This is a genomic window from Bradyrhizobium sp. USDA 3240 (genome assembly GCF_054063295.1).
Window position 1 is genome coordinate 6657023 of sequence record NZ_JBSSGD010000002.1, and the last position, 16242, is coordinate 6673264.

Below are 16242 nucleotides of genomic sequence, written 5' to 3' on the forward strand. Positions count from 1 at the left end.
TCATCCTTTCTCGACAAAATATTGCGACATCTCGGCAAGCCGGCCTTCGGTCTGCTCCAGCTTGCGCTTCGCGCTCGCACCGCCCAGCGTGAAGGCGACGGCGGCCAGCGACTGGGCGACGGCGATCGCGCCGGTGAGGCTCGGGAAGAAGCCGGGCGAGGAGGCGGCCTCGAACAGCAGGAGATGATCGGCGCCCTCGGCCATCGGCGCGCTGATCGTGTCGGCGATCGCGATCAGCGTGGCGTGCGCCTGATGCGCTGCACGCGCCGTCTCGACGCTGACCAGGGTGTAGGGCGCAAAACCGATCACGACCACCGCGTCGCCTGAGCGGAAGGCGCCGTGGTCGAGATCGAACGGGCCGGAACCGCCGACCAGCTGCACGGCGTCGGGGCGGAACAAGCGAAGCTGGTAGGTCAGCAGTTCCGCAACGCTGCGGCAGCTGCGAAAGCCGGTGATCCAGATCCGATCACCGGCGTGCAGCGCACGCGCGGCGTCGGCGATCGCGCTCGCGGAAATCCGCGCAAGGCCCGCGGCTTCAGCCTCGATCTTGTCGTGCACCAGCCGGACATCGGCATTGGGCCCGGCGCGGCGGCTCTTGGCCCGGCCGGAGAACGGCGAGCCCTGCGCCGGCCGTCGCGCCTCGGTGAGCGCGGCGCGCAATTCGTCCCAGCCGGAATAGCCGAGCGCCTTGGCAAGACGGGTGAAGGATGCAGGATCGGCGCCGGCGACCGAGGCGAGATCCCGCATCGAGCGGGTGGTGGCGTCGTAGTCATTGGCTGCGACAAAACGCCCGACCTCCTGCAAACGCATCGGCAGCGACGGCAATGCGCTGCACAATTCGTTCAGGGGCGATGGTTTCGGCTGAGCCTGGGCCATGAAACATATGTTGCACGAATATCAATTTGATGCAACATATGAAGTGCGCAGCCCCGAATACGCTCTTGCGCATGGCAGAAGATCGCTTCTCACCGGGATCCTTGTGCTGTGACGACATCGACGCCGAAACGCCCTCCCTCGCGACCCTGGCGGCTTTCGCTCAGCGATCCCCGCGTCGCCGGCCTGTTCTGGCAGGTCCTGGTGGTCGCCATCGCGGTCGCCATCGTCGCGTGGCTGTGGTCGAACGCGGTCCATAATCTCTCGGTGCGGCGCATCTCGACCGGATTTGCCTTCCTCGGCCGCGAAGCCGGCATGCCGATCGCGGATTCCTGGATCGATTACTCGCCGAAGAACACTTACCTGCGCGCCTTCATCGTCGGCATCGTCAACACGCTGCGCGTTGCTGTGATCGGCATCGTGCTGGCGACCGTGATCGGCACGCTGGTGGGCATCGCGCGGCTGTCGTCGAACTGGCTGCTGGCGCGGCTCGCCGCCGTCTATGTCGAGGTGCTGCGCGATCTGCCGCTGCTGCTGCAGCTGTTGTTCTGGTACGTGCTGATGCAGGGCCTGCCGGCGGCGCGCCAGGCGTGGAAGCCGGTCGAGGGCGTGTTCCTTTCCAACCGCGGGCTCATCCTGCCGTCGGTCCCGTTGCATGAGGCCAATTGGTGGACGATCCTTGCGCTGGTCGCGGGTCTCATCACGCTCCATCTCATCAGGCGCCGCCTGGTTGCGCAGCAGATGCTCGACGGCAGAGCGCGGCCGGCCTGGCCCTACGCGCTCGGCCTCGTGGTCGCGCTGCCCCTGCTGGTGTCGTGGCTTCTGAGCGCGAGCTGGAGCATCATGCTGCCCGAGCTGCGCGGCTTCAATTTCGTCGGCGGGCTGACGCTGGCGCCGGAATATTTTGCGCTGCTGATCGCGCTCGTCACCTACACCTCGGCGTTCATCGCCGAGATCGTGCGCAGCGGCATTCAGGCGGTGCCGCACGGCCAGTCGGAGGCCGCCAAGGCGCTCGGGCTGAAGCGCGGCTTCGTCTTGCAGCACATCGTGTTGCCGCAGGCGCTGCGCGTCATCATCCCGCCGATGACCAGCCAGTATCTAAACCTGACCAAAAATTCCTCGCTCGCGGTCGCGGTCGGCTACCAGGACATCGTCTCGATCGCCAACACCACGTTGAACCAGACCGGGCAGGCGATCGAGTCGATTGCGCTGATCATGATGGTGTTCCTCACCATCAGCCTCGGCATCAGCCTGTTCATGAACTGGTACAATGCGCGGATCGCGCTGGTGGAGCGCTGAGATGAGCTCGGTCGTGCACCTTCCGCAGGATCCGCTGCCGATCGGGCCGCGGCCCGCACCACGGGCGCTCGGCGGTCAGTTTACCGCGTGGCTGCGCGCCAATCTGTTCGCATCGATCCCGTCCAGCATCATGACGCTGTTGATGCTGTTCGTGCTCGGCAAGGCGTTCATCGGACTCTGGCAATGGGGCATTGCCAACGCGATCTGGACCGTCTCCGGCAATGACACCAGCGCCTGCCGCGCGCTGCGCGGCGCCGGCGCCTGCTGGGCGGTCGTCCCCGAGAAGTACCGCTTCATCCTGTTCGGCACCTATCCGTTCGACGAGCAGTGGCGGCCGGCGCTCGCAGTCGTGATCTTCATCGCGCTGTTCGCGGTATCGAGCCGCCGCAGCTTCTGGCGCAAGGAGCTGTTCCTGCTGTGGGCCGCGGCCTTGATCGTGATCGGCTGCCTGATGTGGGGCGGCTTCCTCGGCCTCACCTTTGTCACGCAGGACCGCTGGGGCGGGCTGCCGGTCACCTTGATCCTCGCGACCTTCGGGCTCGCCCTCGGCTTTCCGCTTGGCATCCTGGTGGCGCTCGGCCGACGCTCGAAACTGCCGGCAATCCGCTCGCTCTGCGTGCTCTATGTCGAGCTGATCCGCGGCGTGCCGCTGATCAGCTTGCTGTTCATGGCGAGTGTGATGTTCCCGCTGTTCATGCCCGACGGCGTCAACATCGACAAACTCTTGCGCGCGCAGATCGCCTTCATCCTCTATGCCGGCGCCTACCTTGCGGAAGTCGTGCGCGGCGGCCTGCAAGCGGTGCCGCGCGGACAATATGAGGCCGCCGACGCGCTCGGGCTGTCCTACTGGGAGAAGAACGCGCTGATCGTGCTGCCGCAGGCGATCCGCCACGTGATCCCGCCGCTGGTCAACACCTTCATCGCCTTCTTCAAGGACACCAGCCTGGTCCTGATCATCGGCATCTTCGATCTCCTGACCACCGCCAAGACTGCGATCGTCGATCCGGCTTGGCAGTCCTTCAGCGTCGAGGTCTATGTTTTCGTCGGCGTGATCTATTTCGTGTTCTGCTTTGCGATGTCGCGCTACAGCCGCGGCCTCGAGGCACAGCGCGGAACGAACTGAGCGAGCTGGACTCGGCGTCGCTTGCTTCGCTCGAATGCTGCGTCTCCGATGCCAACCGCATCCGCAGCGTCCTCCTTTGATTTTTGCAACGGCCTGTTCTGGCCTTAAGGTTGCAGCAACCAAGATTTGGCCGATGGTCGGCGCCGAGCGCGGCTGGCACAGAGTGCACTAGGCGCTGTTCCGTCCCTAACCTATTTTGAGTGCCATTCGATTCGCGAACGCGCGCGATGAAAAGAATCATTGTCCGCGTGGGCATCGTCCGATGTGGACTGAGCGCCGCGCAACGGCTGCCGTTACCTTTTGACAGGAATGCATGGTGCCTGCCTGACAGGCTTATTTCGATTTTGCTGTACGCCAATGGCCGAAGACAACGCCGTCTATCCGGAGAGTACCCGAAGCCAGGTCGACGATGCCCTGCAGGGATTTTCGACCGATGAGCTTCGTGACCTCCTGACAGAGATCGAGCAGTTCTTGAGTCCTGAAGCTAAGCCGCGCCGACCAGCACTGCGACTGGCGGGAGGCACGGACATGAACGGGTCCATCGCGCGCGCAAACAGTGATCGCTGCCCGGATCCGCTCAAGTGCCCGGACGTCCCGGACAACATCAGATCAATCCCCAACAAGCGGTTGCCTGAGGAAGAAAGCAGGTTCGGCCGCCGAAGGGAGCAAGTTGCGTTTGCCGAAGCCAAGGCCGCAACGTGCCGGGCTTGGGCAGATCGTCAAAGGCGTCTGACGGAATCGTTTGCCCCCGGATCGGTTGATCGAGAACTGGCCGAAAGGCTGCTCGCCGATTTCGAAGCGCTCGCACGGTTCATTGACGGATTCTGTCGCCGGATGCGCCTCACGCCGAACCAATAGCCGGCTTTAAGAGCATCCTAGTTGGGGCCACCGAGGGCTTGCAGAGGCGTCCCGGCCGATTTATGATCATAAAATGGATAAATCGGCTTTACCGTCCCTGGACCCCTCGCGGCGCGCCTCGATCAAGCGCAAGCGCTCGGACGCAGTCGCCGACCTGATCCGCAGCCACATCTTCCAGGCCGGCTTGCAGCCGAACGACCGGCTGCCGCAGGAGGTTGAGCTGATCGAGATGTTCGGATGCAGCCGCTCGACCATCCGCGAGGCGCTCAAATCGCTGGAGGTGCAGGGGCTGGTGCAGAACAGCACCGGGCCCGGCGGCGGCGCGCGGGTGGCGCCGGTGTCGATCAACCGGATCGTCGGCCTGCTCAGCAACTACTTCTATTTCCAGTCGATCTCTACCGCGCAGATCTACCAGATCCGCCGCCTGATCGAGCCGGAGCTCGCCTTCAGCGTGGTCGGCCACCTCACGGCGGCGCATTTCGCGGCGCTCGACAAGGCGATCGCGGTTCAGGAGCATCATCCCGGCGGCATTGCGGACTGGGAACACCACCGTCTCGCCGAGATCGATTTCCACGACATCCTGATCGAGGCCTGCCCCAATCCGCTGCTCGGCCTGGTCGCCCGCTTCGTCAACGAGGCGATCCGGCATCTGATCGGCAAGCTCGGCGTGCAGGAATTCGCATCCAGCTTCACCTGCGAGAACATCGAGTTTCACAAGCGCCTGATGGCCGCGTTCCGCTCCGGCAATGCCGCGCGCGCCCGGCGCGTGATGCTCGATCATGTGCTGAGCGCCGAAGCCGTGGTGGTTCCCGCGGAGGACCGGCGCATGGATCTGCCCGTCTTTCACCAGCCGTTGCGGCTCGACTGAACGGCATCGGCTGATAGTTGCATACGCGTTGGAGGAAACAACAATGGTCACGCGGCGCGAGAATGAGTTGTGGAGCTGGTCGGCCGTCGATCTGGCGCGTGCGATTGCGACGCGTGCGATCTCGAGCCGGGACGCCGTGCAATCGAGCCTCGACCGGATCGCGCAGGTCAATCCGGCGTTGAACGCCGTTGTCGCTGATCTGGCCGATGAAGCAGTGGCCACGGCGGATGCGGCGGATGCAGCGGTGAAATCAGGCGCCGAGCTCGGCGTGCTGCATGGTGTGCCGGTCACGATCAAGGTCAATGTCGATCAGCGCGGCCACGCCACCACCAACGGCGTCGTCGCCTTCCGCGACGTGATCGCAACCGACGACAGCCCGGTGGTCGCGAATTTCCGCAAGGCGGGCGCCGTCATTGTCGGCCGCACCAACACACCAGCGTTCTCGCACCGCTGGTTCACCAACAACGATCTGCACGGCGCGACCTATAATCCGTGGAGCCGCCGGCTGACGCCGGGTGGCTCCAGCGGTGGCGCCGCGTCCGCCGTTGCTTCCGGAATGGGCGCGATCGCGCATGGCAATGATTTCGGCGGCTCGATCCGCTATCCCGCCTATGCCTGCGGCGTTGCCGGCCTGCGTCCGACGCCGGGACGAATTCCCTCGTTCAATCCGTCGGCGGCATCAGATCGTCCGATCACGGCGCAGATGATGTCGGTGCAGGGGCCGCTCGCGCGCTCGATCGCCGATCTGCGCACGGGTCTTGCCGCGATGGCGCAGGCCGACGCGCGCGACGGCACATGGCTGCCGGTGCCCGTGCAGGGTGGGCCGCTCAAGCGTCCGGTCGGCGTTGCGATCGCGCCCGTGCCGTTCGGCGACGAGGCGCCGGAAGTCAGCGCAGCGGTGCGCGCCGCCGGACGCTGGCTCGCCGAGGCCGGCTTCGCGGTGGAGGAGACCCTGCCGCCGCGCCTCGCGGAGGCCGCCGATCTCTGGCATCGGCTCGTCATCAATGAGGAGCGGCGCGTGTTGGCGCCGATGATCCGCAAGTTCGGCGATGACCGAAGCCGCTATAATCTCGAATGCCATATCGCCTACGCACCTGAGCTCGACGGCGATCAGGTGCTGGCCTGCTTCGAGCAGCGCCTCTCGATCGTGCGGGCCTGGCAGCTGTTCCAGGAGCGCTGCCCGGTCATCATCCTGCCGGTTTCGGCGCAACTGCCGTTCCGCTTCGATCAGGATCAGGAAGAAGCAACGGTGGTGCGTGCGCTGCTCGATGCGCAGCGGCCGCTGCTTGCGGTCCCCGCGCTCGGCTTTCCGTCGGTCGTGGTGCCGACGGGGACCGCCGGCGGCGTGCCGGTCGGCGTGCAGGTCATCGCCGGCCGTTTCCGCGAGGATGTCTGTCTCGCCGTCGCCGAGGTGATCGAGGCGCGTGCGTCGACGCTGACGCCGATCGATCCGCGCGACTAGAGGCACGCGGTTTTCGAAACCAACAACAAACACTGAGCATTATGGGAGAGCACAACGTGACGAATGCACCGATCTGGCAATGGTCCGCCGTAGACACGGCGGCGGCCATCAAGAACGTCGAAGTGACGTCGGAGCAGGTGGTTCGCGCCCATCTCGACCGCAAGCAGGAGGCCAACCCGGCGCTCAACGCCGTCGTCGTCGATCTCGGCGACGCTGCGCTGAAGGCGGCCAAGGCCGCAGACGAGGCTCTGGCGGCGGGCAAAGCGAAGGGCGGCGCGGTTGGACCGCTGCACGGCGTGCCGGTCACGATCAAGATCAACATCGACGTCGAAGGCCAGGCCAATTCGAACGGCGTTGTGGCCTTCAAGGACAACATCGCGCCGGGCGACTCGCCGGTGACGGCCAATCTCAAGAAGGCCGGTGCCATCATCATCGGCCTGACCAATACGCCGGAATTCTCGCTGCGCGGCTTCACCGACAACCCTCTGCACGGCCTGACGCGCAATCCCTGGAACGCGGACGTAACCTGCGGCGGATCCTCGGGCGGCGCCGGCGCGTCGATTGCGGCCGGCATCGGCACCATCGCGCATGGCAATGACATCGGCGGCTCGTTGCGCTGGCCGGCGCATTGCAATGGCATCGCCACCATCAAGCCAACTCAGGGCCGGATTCCGGCGTTCAATCCCAGCGCCACGGCAGAACGGCCGCTGATGGCGCAGTTCATGTCGTCGCAAGGACCGCTGGCGCGCCACGTCGCCGACGTGCGCCTCGGCCTCGAGGTGATGGCGCAGCGCGACCCGCGCGATCCCTGGTATGTGCCGGCGCCGTTGACGGGGCCGAAGCCTGCCGCACCGGTCAAGGTCGCGCTCGCCAAGATCCCCGAGGACATGGTGACCGATCGCGGCGTGATCGCGCTTCAGCGCAAGGCGGCCGATCATCTGGCCGATGCGGGCTACGCGGTCAGCGAGGTCGAGGTGCCAGATCTCAACAAGGTCTGGCAGCTCTGGTGCGACCTGATCATGACCGAGACCCGCATCCTGCAGCAGGACCAGATGCTGGCGACCTCCAGCGCCGACTTCCAGAAGACGTTCCACGGCTTCATGGCGCTGGCCAACCCGCTCGACCAGGCTGGCTACATGAAGGCGATCGCCGAGCGGTCGCGCCACATCAGGAACTGGATGACGTTCCTCGAGCAATATCCGCTGGTGCTGATGCCGACCTCGGTGCGCAGGACGCCGGAGGTCAATGCCGATCTCGGCGGCGATCAGCGCGTCAAGGAGTTGTTCTGGAACGATTTGCGCTTCATTTCGTCGATGAACGTGCTGGGGCTGCCGGCGGCCGTGGTGCCGGTCGGCCTGCATGAGGGATTGCCGGTCGGCGTCCAGATTGTCGGCTCGCGCTATCGCGAGGACATGTGTCTCGATGCGGCCGAGGCGATCGAACGCAAGGTCGGCATTCTGGCGCAGCAGTTGTGGGAGCGGCGCTGAGGCGATTTCGAAACCGTCCAGCACTGCAGGGAACGCCGCGGCGAAATCTCGTCGCGGCGTTCGCATGATCGGCGAGGCGCCGTGTTCCTCCACCCGGAATTTGTGCGCGGAATCGCAGAGCGCCATGCCGGCTACGGGGTTGTCGGCGATCCCTGATTCCTTCAGGAGTTCGTCCGAACCATCCGAACCTTTGGGAACGAAATGTCCATCACGAAACGCTCGCCTGTCCTGATCGCAATTGCTGCCGCGTGTCTCTCCTTTGCCGCCGGCGCTGCTCGCGCGGAGGACGGCGTCCTGCGGGTCGGAATCATCACCGACATGAGCGGGCAATATTCCGATGGCAACGGCCCTGGGTCGGTGATCGCGGCGCAAATGGCCGCGGAGGAAATCGGCGGCACGGTCGGCGGACGCAAGATCGAGATCATCTCGGCGGATCACCAGAACAAGCCTGACGTCGCGACCGGCATCGTGCGTAACTGGATCGACAACAAGGGTGTCGACGTGATCGCCGAAGGGGTCAATTCCGCGGTGGCGCTCGCGATCCAGACCGTGACGCGCGAACGCAAGAAGCTGTTCCTGATCTCGGGCTCCGGCTCATCCGATCTCACCGGCAAGCAATGCTCGCCGACCAGCGTGCAGTGGACCTACGACACCTACGCGTCCTCGAACGCGACGGCGAAGGCCGTGGTTGCGCGCGGCGGCACGCCCTGGTTCTTCCTCACCGCCGACTATGCATTCGGCCAGGCGCTGGAGCGCGACGCCAGCAAGGCCGTGACATCGGCCGGTGGCAAGGTGCTGGGCGCGGTCCGTCATCCGTTCGACACCGCCGATTTCTCGTCTTTCCTGCTGCAGGCGCAGTCGTCCGGCGCAAAAATCCTGGCGCTCGCCAATGCCGGCTCCGACTTCCGCAACGCGGTGTCGCAGGCCGACGAGTTCAACATCCGTGCCAGCATGCAGCTCGTCGCGTTGCAGGTGACGCTCACCGACGTGCCCGCGCTGGGCCTCGCGCATGCGCACGATCTGCTGTTCACCGATTCCTTCTATTGGGATCGCACGCCCGAAACCCGGGTCTTCGCCCAGGAATTCTTCAAGCGGCATGGCGCGATGCCGACGGCTTACCAGGCCGGCGTCAACTCGGCGCTGCGGCACTATTTCAAGGCGGTCGCCGCGACCAACTCGGCGGATTCGGAAACCGTGATCGCGCAGATGCGCAAGACCCCGGTCAATGATTTCTTTGCCCAGAACGGCGTGGTGCGCGAGGACGGCCGCATGGTGCACGACATGTACCTGATGCGCATCAAGAAGCCGGAAGAGTCCAAGGGCAAGTGGGATCTCTACGAATATCTCGCGACGGTGCCGGGCGACCAGGCCTTCCGTCCGCTCGCTGAAGGCGGTTGCCCCTACATCGCCAAGGCGCATTAAGGGCGCGAGACGTGGTCCGTAGGGTGGGTTAGCGAAGCGTAACCCACCATTCTCGCGATACGCCGTCGGCGGGTTACACCTTCGGCTAACCCGCCATACGATTCCATACGTTATTCCGGGGCGCGCCTCATGCCGCGAGAATGCGGATGCGTGACTCACGGGCGGCGCCACACACTCGCCGTCGTCCCGGCGAAGGCCGGGACCCATAACCACGAATGACAATTGTTGCTCGACGCTGGAACAACGAGTCCTTCTCACGACACCTGCTGCGGAGTATGGGTCCCGGCCTTCGCCGGGACGACAGCGGAAGATGCGGCGCGATATCGACTCTGGCTTTCGCCGGGACGACGGCTGTGATGAAATCGAGCAGTTCGCGCATACCCTCCATCGCGAACCGTCATCGCGACGACCGCATCCATCATCCAGCAGAGGCACCATGACCAACACCATCGAGGCTCCCGACGGCGGCTACCGCTTCATGCCCGGCGTCAGTCAGTATTCCTGCGGCGTCGGTGCGCTACCCGGCTATGCCATCGAGCGGGTCAGGTTCTCAGAACCGGTGTCGTTGAGCGCGGGTTTTGCAAGGATTGCCGATATCATTGGGGATGCCGGCCGCCCGCTGACCGCGTTCGCTGCCTGCGAGCTGCGCTCGCCGGCGCCGTTCACCGAGGACGGGTTCAAGGCCTTCAACGAAATCTACATCAAGACGCTGATCGCCTGGGGCGTGATGCGCGATGGCGTCAATCCGGTGGCGCGCAGCAATGTCTGTCCAAAGCTCGATCCGCCCACCGAGCCGTCGTTCCACGCCTTCTGCTACACGGTGCCGGCGGCGAAGGATGCGCCGACGAGTTTCGTCGTGGCCGGCAGCGGCGAGTCGGTCGAGGGCAAGGCTAATTATCGCGATCATACAGTCGCGCTCGGCGATACCAGCCCGGCCGGCATCCGGGCGAAGGCGATATTCGTGCTTGGCGAGATGGAACGCCGGATGAGCGCGTTCGGCGGTTCCTGGCGCGACACCACCGCGGTGCAGCTCTATACCGTCCACGATGTCTATCCGGTGCTCGAAAGCGAGCTCGGCCGCCGTGGCGCGCTTCGCAACGGCCTGACCTGGCATTTCGACCGGCCGCCGGTGGTTGGACTCGACTATGAAATGGATTGCCGGCGTGTGCAACTCGAACGCGTGGTGTGATGTATCCGTCGCGTGATGCATCAAAAGCGCGTGTGGGCGCATGTGTAAGCGCGTGCCCTTTCTTGACACCGGTCGCGTCAACCGTTTCCCTTCGCCATCGAAATCAGCGGCTGGGTGAACGCGGGTGCAGAACCAATCTGTGATCAGGCGGCGGGATTTGCTGGCGCTGATCGGGACCATCGCCGGCAGTTCGGCGATGTATCAAGCGATGACGAGCCTCGGTTTCGCTTCCGAGTCCGCCTACCAGGGGCCGCTCAAGCTCACGGGCGACGTGAAGGGCGCTTCGGTGCTGATTCTCGGCGCGGGGCTTGCCGGCATGACGGCGGCGCTGGAACTGCGCAAGGCCGGCTACAAGGTCCAGATCCTCGAATTCAACAACCGCGCCGGCGGCCGCAACTGGTCGATCCGCGGTGGCGACAGTTTTACCGAGCTCGGCGGCTTCAAGCAGACCTGCCAGTTCGAGCAGGGGCTCTACCTCAATCCCGGTCCGTGGCGGATTCCCTATCATCACCGTGCGCTGCTCGATTACTGTCGCCGGCTCAACGTGACGCTGGAACCCTTCATCCAGCTCAACCACAATGCCTATCTGCACGCGACACGTGCATTCGACGGCAAGCCGCAGCGCTTTCGCAGCATCAAGGCGGATTTCCAGGGCGGCGTGTCGGAGCTGCTCGCGAAAGTCAGCCAGCAGGGCAGGCTCGACGAGTTCGTCAGCAAGGAAGACCAGGAGATCCTGCTGCAGGCGCTGCGCGAATGGGGCGCGCTGGATCGCGACTACAAGTACAATGCCAATCTGCGCTCCGCCGACGTCCGCGGCTATGCGCGCGATCCCGGCGGCGGCTTGATGGGCGATCCGCTTCCCAGCGATCCGATCTCGCTCCAGGAGCTGTTGCGGTCGCGGATGTGGCGCTACGTCCAGAGCTTTGCGCATTATGATTTCCAGACCACCATGTTCCAGCCGGTCGGCGGCATGGATATGATCGGCAAGGCGTTCGCGCGCGAGGTCGGCGATCTTATCCGCTATAACGCCAAGGTGACGCAGATCCAGCAGAACGGCTCGGGCGTCACCGTGAGCTTTGTCGACACCGCCAGTCCCTCCGCGGTGCAGCAGGCGACCGCCGACTGGTGCATCTGCACCATTCCGCTGCCGATCCTGAGCCAGCTGTCGATCGACGTCGGCGGGCCGATGAAGAATGCGATCGATTCCTTGCCCTACGCCGCCTCGGTGAAGGTCGGGCTGCAGTTCAAGCGGCGGTTCTGGGAAGAAGATGAGGCGATCTATGGCGGCATCAGCTACACCGACCTGCCGATCCGGAATATCGGCTATCCGAACTATGGCTTCAACCGCGGCGGCCGTGGCGTCCTGCTCGGCGCCTATTTGTATGAAGGCGCCAATTCCTTCGAGTTCACCGCGATGACGCCGGCCGAGCGGGTCGCCAGCGCGGTCGAGTTCGGCGCCAAGATCCATCCGCAGTACAAAAGCGAGTTCGAGAATGGCGTTGCGGTGGCGTGGCATCGGGTGCCGTTCACGCTCGGCTGCGCTGGTGAATGGACCGAAGCCGGGCGGGCGCAGCATTACCGCAATCTCTGCCAGATCGACGGCCGCATCGCGCTGGCGGGCGAGCACGCTTCGCAGCTGCCGGCCTGGCAGGAGGGCGCAATCCTGTCCGCGCTCGATGCCATTGCCCGATTGCACGAACGCGTGGTGAAGACATGATGGTGCGGGCAGGACAATCTGTCATCGCGGTGCTGGCACTGCTGTCGGCGACCGCGGCCCTTGGGCAGGACAGCGGGGTGACCAAGCGGACCTTCTCGTCAGGCTACCGTTTCGTGGAGATGACCGGCGAGGAGCTGTTCGGCAATGTCTGCCAGGGCTGCCACATGTCGGATGCGATGGGCGCGAGCGGCGCCGGCAGCTATCCCGCGCTTGCCGCCAACAAGAATCTCGAAGCCGGCAGCTATCCGATCTACCTCGTCATCAACGGCCGACGCGGCATGCCGGCGTTCGGCGACATGATGACCGATGGTCAGATCGCCGCCGTTGTGAATTATCTGCGGACGCACTTCGGCAACACCTATCAGGACGCGGTGACGACCAAGGACGTCCAGGACGCCCGCCGCTAACCATTTTGGAGAGAGTTCGATGAAGTTCATCGGTATCGCACTGGGCGCCGCGCTGTCGGCGATGGCGGCCGCTGCCTCGGCTGACGTGGTCAGGCATCCGATTCCCAACTCGACATTCCCGATCGCGCAGGCCGTGACCGTCACCGGCAACACCACGACGGTCTACGTCAGCGGCCAGGTGCCGCCGGTCGTCAACAAGGATGCCGATCCGTCGAGCCCGCAGGCCTATGGCGACACCAAGACCCAGACCGTCGGCGTGTTCAACCGCATCAAGGCCATTCTGGAAGGCCAGGGGCTCGGCATGGGCGACGTCGTCAAGATGCAGGTGTTCCTGGTGCACAGCACGGCTGCGCCGATGGACTTCAAGGCCTTCATGGAGGGCTACACCCAGTTCTTCGGCGGCAGCCAGCCGAACCTGCCGGCGCGCTCGGTGGTCGGCGTCGCCGCGCTCGCCAATCCCGGCTTCCTGGTCGAGATCGAGGTGATTGCGGCCAAGGACGCTAAATAAGGACTCCAAATAGCGTGCGCGAAAGCGCGGAGCATGCGCGCGGAAATTGAAGGGCTCGGCGTCTTGCCAAAGCGCGTGCCGCCTGTCTGAATTCATCTCCAATCAGGTGGTGGAATTCTGGGAGAGCACGATGTTGCACAAGGCCCGAAACATGGTTCGATCGCTGCAGCTCGCAGTGGCGTTCGCTCCGGTCCTGCTCGCGTCCGGCGCCGGCGCGCAGGGCCTGACCGAGCAGCAGCAATTTGCCCGCGGCATCTACCAGGAGCTGGTCGAGATCAATACGACCACTGCGACCGGCGATACCCAGAAGGCGGCGGAGGCGATGGGCGCGCGGCTGCGCGCGGCGGGCTTCCCCGAGAGTGACGTGCACGTGTTCTCGCCGGCCCCGCACAAGGGCAATCTGGTGGCCCGGCTGCACGGCTCCGGCGCGCGCAAGCCGATCCTCTTGGTCGCCCATATCGACGTCGTCCCGGCCAACCGCGAGGACTGGTCGGTCGATCCGTTCAAGCTCACCGAGCAGGACGGCTATTTCTACGGTCGCGGCTCGGGCGACGACAAATACATGGCGTCGGCCTTCATCACCAACCTGATCCGCTACAAGAAGGAGGGCTACAAGCCCGACCGCGACATCATCGTCGCGCTCGAGACCGACGAGGAGATCCTCGATGCCAACGGTCTCGGCATGCAGTGGCTGATCAAGAATCACCGCGACCTGATCGACGCCGAGTTCGCGCTCAACGAAGGCGGCGGCGTCGGCCTGAAGAACGGCAAGGCGATCCGCAACAGCGTGCAGACCAGCGAGAAGGTCTCGATCGGCTACCTGCTCACAGTGAAGGACCGCGGTGGCCATAGCTCGCTGCCGCGCAAGGACAATGCGATCTATCGGCTCGCCGAGGGCCTGGTGCGGCTCTCCAAATACGACTTCCCGATGAATCTCAACGAGACGACGCGGATCTATTTCACCAAGACCGCCGAGGTCGACAAGTCGCACGCCGACGATATCAAGGCGATCCTGGCGCCGCAGCCTGACCCGGCGGCGCTGGCGCGATTGTCGGAGAATCCCGGCTACAACGCGCAGCTCCGCACCACCTGCGTCGCGACCATGCTGGAGGGCGGCCACGCCATCAATGCGCTGCCGCAGCTGGCAACCGCCAAGGTGAACTGCCGGATCCTGCCCGGCGAGCCGGTCGAAGGCGTTCAGGCGACGATCGAGCGCGTGCTCGCCGACAAGCAGATCGAGGTGACCCCGACCGGCAAGGCCGTGCTGAGCCCGCCATCGCCATTGAACGAAGAGATCATGGGATCGGTCGAGAAGTTGTCCAAGGAGTTCTGGCCGAATGCCGAAATCGTCCCCGTGATGAGCACGGGCGCCACCGACGGCAGCTATCTGCGCAATGCCGGGATTCCGACCTACGGCCATTCCGGACTGGGATCCGATGTCGATGACAACCGGGCTCACGGCAAGGACGAGCGCGTGCTCGTCAAGTCGTTCTACGAGGGCGAGGAGTACCTCTATCGCCTGGTCAAGATGCTCGCCGGCGGGAAATGATGGCTGACAGCAAGACAAAGATGCGCGTTGCGGTCGCCGGCCTCGGCGCGATCGGCACCGATGTCGTCAAGGCGCTCGATCAAGGCATCGAGGGCCTGACCTTGGTTGCGGTGTCCGCGAACAGCCCGGACAAGCACCGCGGCTGGATCGAAGGGCTCAAGTCTGCGCCGAAGCTGGTGCCGATCGAGCAGTTGGCTGAGGTCGCCGACATCGTGGTCGAGTGCGCGCCGAGCAGGCTGGTGCGCTCGATCGTGGCGCCGGTGGTCGAGCGCGGCAAGACCGCGGTCGTGCTCAGCGTCGGCGCGCTGTTGCAGAACGAGGACCTGGTCGACCTCGCGAAGGCGCATGGCGGCCAGATCATCGTGCCGACCGGCGCGCTGATCGGGCTCGATGCCGTGACCGCGGCCGCGGTCGGGACCATCCATTCGGCAAGGCTGGTGTCGCGCAAGCCGATCGCAGGCCTCGTCGGGGCGCCGCATCTGGTCGAGAACAACATCCAAATCGAAGGCATCACCGAGCCGCTGTGCATCTTCGAGGGCAGCGCGCGCGACGCCGCAAAGGGCTTTCCGGCCAATATCAACGTCGCGGTGGCGCTGTCGCTGGCCGGCATCGGCCCCGACCGCACAAGGGTCGAGATCTGGGCGGATCCGACGGTGACGCGCAACGTCCACCGCATCGAGGTCGATTCCGATTCAGCGCGGTTCTCGATGATGATCGAGAACATCCCCTCGGAGAATCCGAAGACCGGCCGCATCACGGCGCTGTCGGTGATCGCCTGCCTGCGCAAGCTGCGCGCGTCGTTGCGGATCGGGACGTGATGAAGATCGGGCCCGACGACCTCTTGCTGATCATCGACGTGCAGAACGATTTCTGCCCCGGCGGCGCGCTGGCGGTCGCCGACGGCGCTGCCGTCGTGCCGGTGGTCAACCGGCTTGCGGCGCGCTTCGACCATGTCGTGCTGACCCAGGACTGGCATCCGGCGGGCCACGGCTCGTTTGCGACCTCGCATCCGGGCGCGACGGCGTTCTCTTCGATCACCATGCCGTATGGGCCGCAGACGTTGTGGCCGGATCATTGCATCCAGGGCACGGCCGGCGCCGCGTTTCATCCCGAGCTCGTAACCGACCGGGCCGAGCTCGTGGTCCGCAAGGGGTTCCGCGGCGCGATCGACTCGTATTCGGCGTTCTTCGAGAACGACCGGATAACCCCGACGGGGCTCGCCGGCTATCTGCGCGAGCGCGGCCTCAGGCGCGTCGTGATGGCCGGGCTCGCCACGGATTTCTGCGTGCAGTATTCGGCGCTCGATGCGCGGCGGCTCGGCTTCGAGACCACGGTCGTGCTGTCGGGCTGCCGTGCCATCGATCTCGGCGGCTCGCTTGCCTCTGCCACCGCGGCGATGCGCGAGGCCGGTGTCTCGCTTGTTGAGGAGATCCCCTGAACGCGGCCAAGCCAGGGCAAAAACCATTGTTTTGACTGACCT

General features: G+C 64.9%; 15 protein-coding genes. 14 read left to right on the forward strand and 1 reads right to left on the reverse strand.

Annotated elements, in window-relative coordinates:
• Window positions 1-876 (reverse strand): MurR/RpiR family transcriptional regulator, encoded by an 876-nt coding sequence (locus ACVIGA_RS32225; RefSeq protein WP_456669164.1) that lies wholly within the window; start codon window positions 874-876, stop codon window positions 1-3.
• A 108-nt stretch (window positions 877-984) separates the two neighbouring features.
• On the opposite strand from ACVIGA_RS32225, the gene ACVIGA_RS32230 reads away from it, so the two are divergent.
• The 14 genes from ACVIGA_RS32230 (at window position 985) to pncA (ending at window position 16200) form a co-directional block, all read left to right on the forward strand.
• Complete coding sequence (locus ACVIGA_RS32230; protein ID WP_456669165.1) at window positions 985-2172, forward strand: amino acid ABC transporter permease; 1188 nt, start codon at window positions 985-987, stop codon at window positions 2170-2172.
• 1 nt (window position 2173) lies between these two features.
• A complete protein-coding gene (locus tag ACVIGA_RS32235) occupies window positions 2174-3295 on the forward strand; it encodes an amino acid ABC transporter permease (RefSeq protein ID WP_456669166.1) in 1122 nt (373 codons plus the stop codon).
• Between the two features lie 357 nt (window positions 3296-3652).
• Window positions 3653-4153: a hypothetical protein gene (locus ACVIGA_RS32240; RefSeq protein WP_456669167.1), complete on the forward strand. Its 501-nt coding sequence runs from the start codon at window positions 3653-3655 to the stop codon at window positions 4151-4153.
• Between the two features lie 73 nt (window positions 4154-4226).
• Complete coding sequence (locus ACVIGA_RS32245) at window positions 4227-5021, forward strand: FadR/GntR family transcriptional regulator (RefSeq protein ID WP_456669168.1); 795 nt, start codon at window positions 4227-4229, stop codon at window positions 5019-5021.
• 43 nt (window positions 5022-5064) lie between these two features.
• Window positions 5065-6483, forward strand: a complete 1419-nt coding sequence (locus ACVIGA_RS32250) for an amidase family protein (protein ID WP_456669169.1) — start codon at window positions 5065-5067, stop codon at window positions 6481-6483.
• Between the two features lie 41 nt (window positions 6484-6524).
• Window positions 6525-7970, forward strand: a complete 1446-nt coding sequence (locus ACVIGA_RS32255; protein ID WP_456669170.1) for an amidase family protein — start codon at window positions 6525-6527, stop codon at window positions 7968-7970.
• A gap of 201 nt (window positions 7971-8171) precedes the next feature.
• Window positions 8172-9392, forward strand: coding sequence for an ABC transporter substrate-binding protein (locus ACVIGA_RS32260; protein WP_375779525.1), 1221 nt, complete (start codon window positions 8172-8174; stop codon window positions 9390-9392).
• 436 nt (window positions 9393-9828) lie between these two features.
• Complete coding sequence (cnbZ, locus tag ACVIGA_RS32265) at window positions 9829-10581, forward strand: 2-amino-5-chloromuconate deaminase CnbZ (protein WP_456669171.1); 753 nt, start codon at window positions 9829-9831, stop codon at window positions 10579-10581.
• A gap of 124 nt (window positions 10582-10705) precedes the next feature.
• On the forward strand, window positions 10706-12298 hold the full coding sequence (locus ACVIGA_RS32270; protein ID WP_456669172.1) for a flavin monoamine oxidase family protein: 1593 nt from the start codon (window positions 10706-10708) through the stop codon (window positions 12296-12298).
• Entirely contained in the window at window positions 12295-12705 is a 411-nt protein-coding gene (locus ACVIGA_RS32275) for a c-type cytochrome (RefSeq protein WP_456669173.1), read from the forward strand. The genes ACVIGA_RS32270 and ACVIGA_RS32275 overlap by 4 nt, the downstream gene beginning before the upstream one ends.
• Before the next feature lie 19 nt (window positions 12706-12724).
• Window positions 12725-13213, forward strand: coding sequence for a Rid family hydrolase (locus ACVIGA_RS32280; protein WP_456669174.1), 489 nt, complete (start codon window positions 12725-12727; stop codon window positions 13211-13213).
• A gap of 130 nt (window positions 13214-13343) precedes the next feature.
• A complete protein-coding gene (locus ACVIGA_RS32285) occupies window positions 13344-14762 on the forward strand; it encodes a M20/M25/M40 family metallo-hydrolase (RefSeq protein ID WP_456669175.1) in 1419 nt (472 codons plus the stop codon).
• Window positions 14762-15580: an aspartate dehydrogenase gene (locus ACVIGA_RS32290; protein WP_456669176.1), complete on the forward strand. Its 819-nt coding sequence runs from the start codon at window positions 14762-14764 to the stop codon at window positions 15578-15580. The genes ACVIGA_RS32285 and ACVIGA_RS32290 overlap by 1 nt, the downstream gene beginning before the upstream one ends.
• The gene (gene pncA / locus ACVIGA_RS32295; protein ID WP_456670938.1) at window positions 15580-16200 is read left to right on the forward strand and encodes a bifunctional nicotinamidase/pyrazinamidase; all 621 of its coding nucleotides are present in this window, start codon (window positions 15580-15582) and stop codon (window positions 16198-16200) included. The genes ACVIGA_RS32290 and pncA overlap by 1 nt, the downstream gene beginning before the upstream one ends.
• The last annotated feature ends 42 nt before the right edge of the window (window positions 16201-16242 follow it).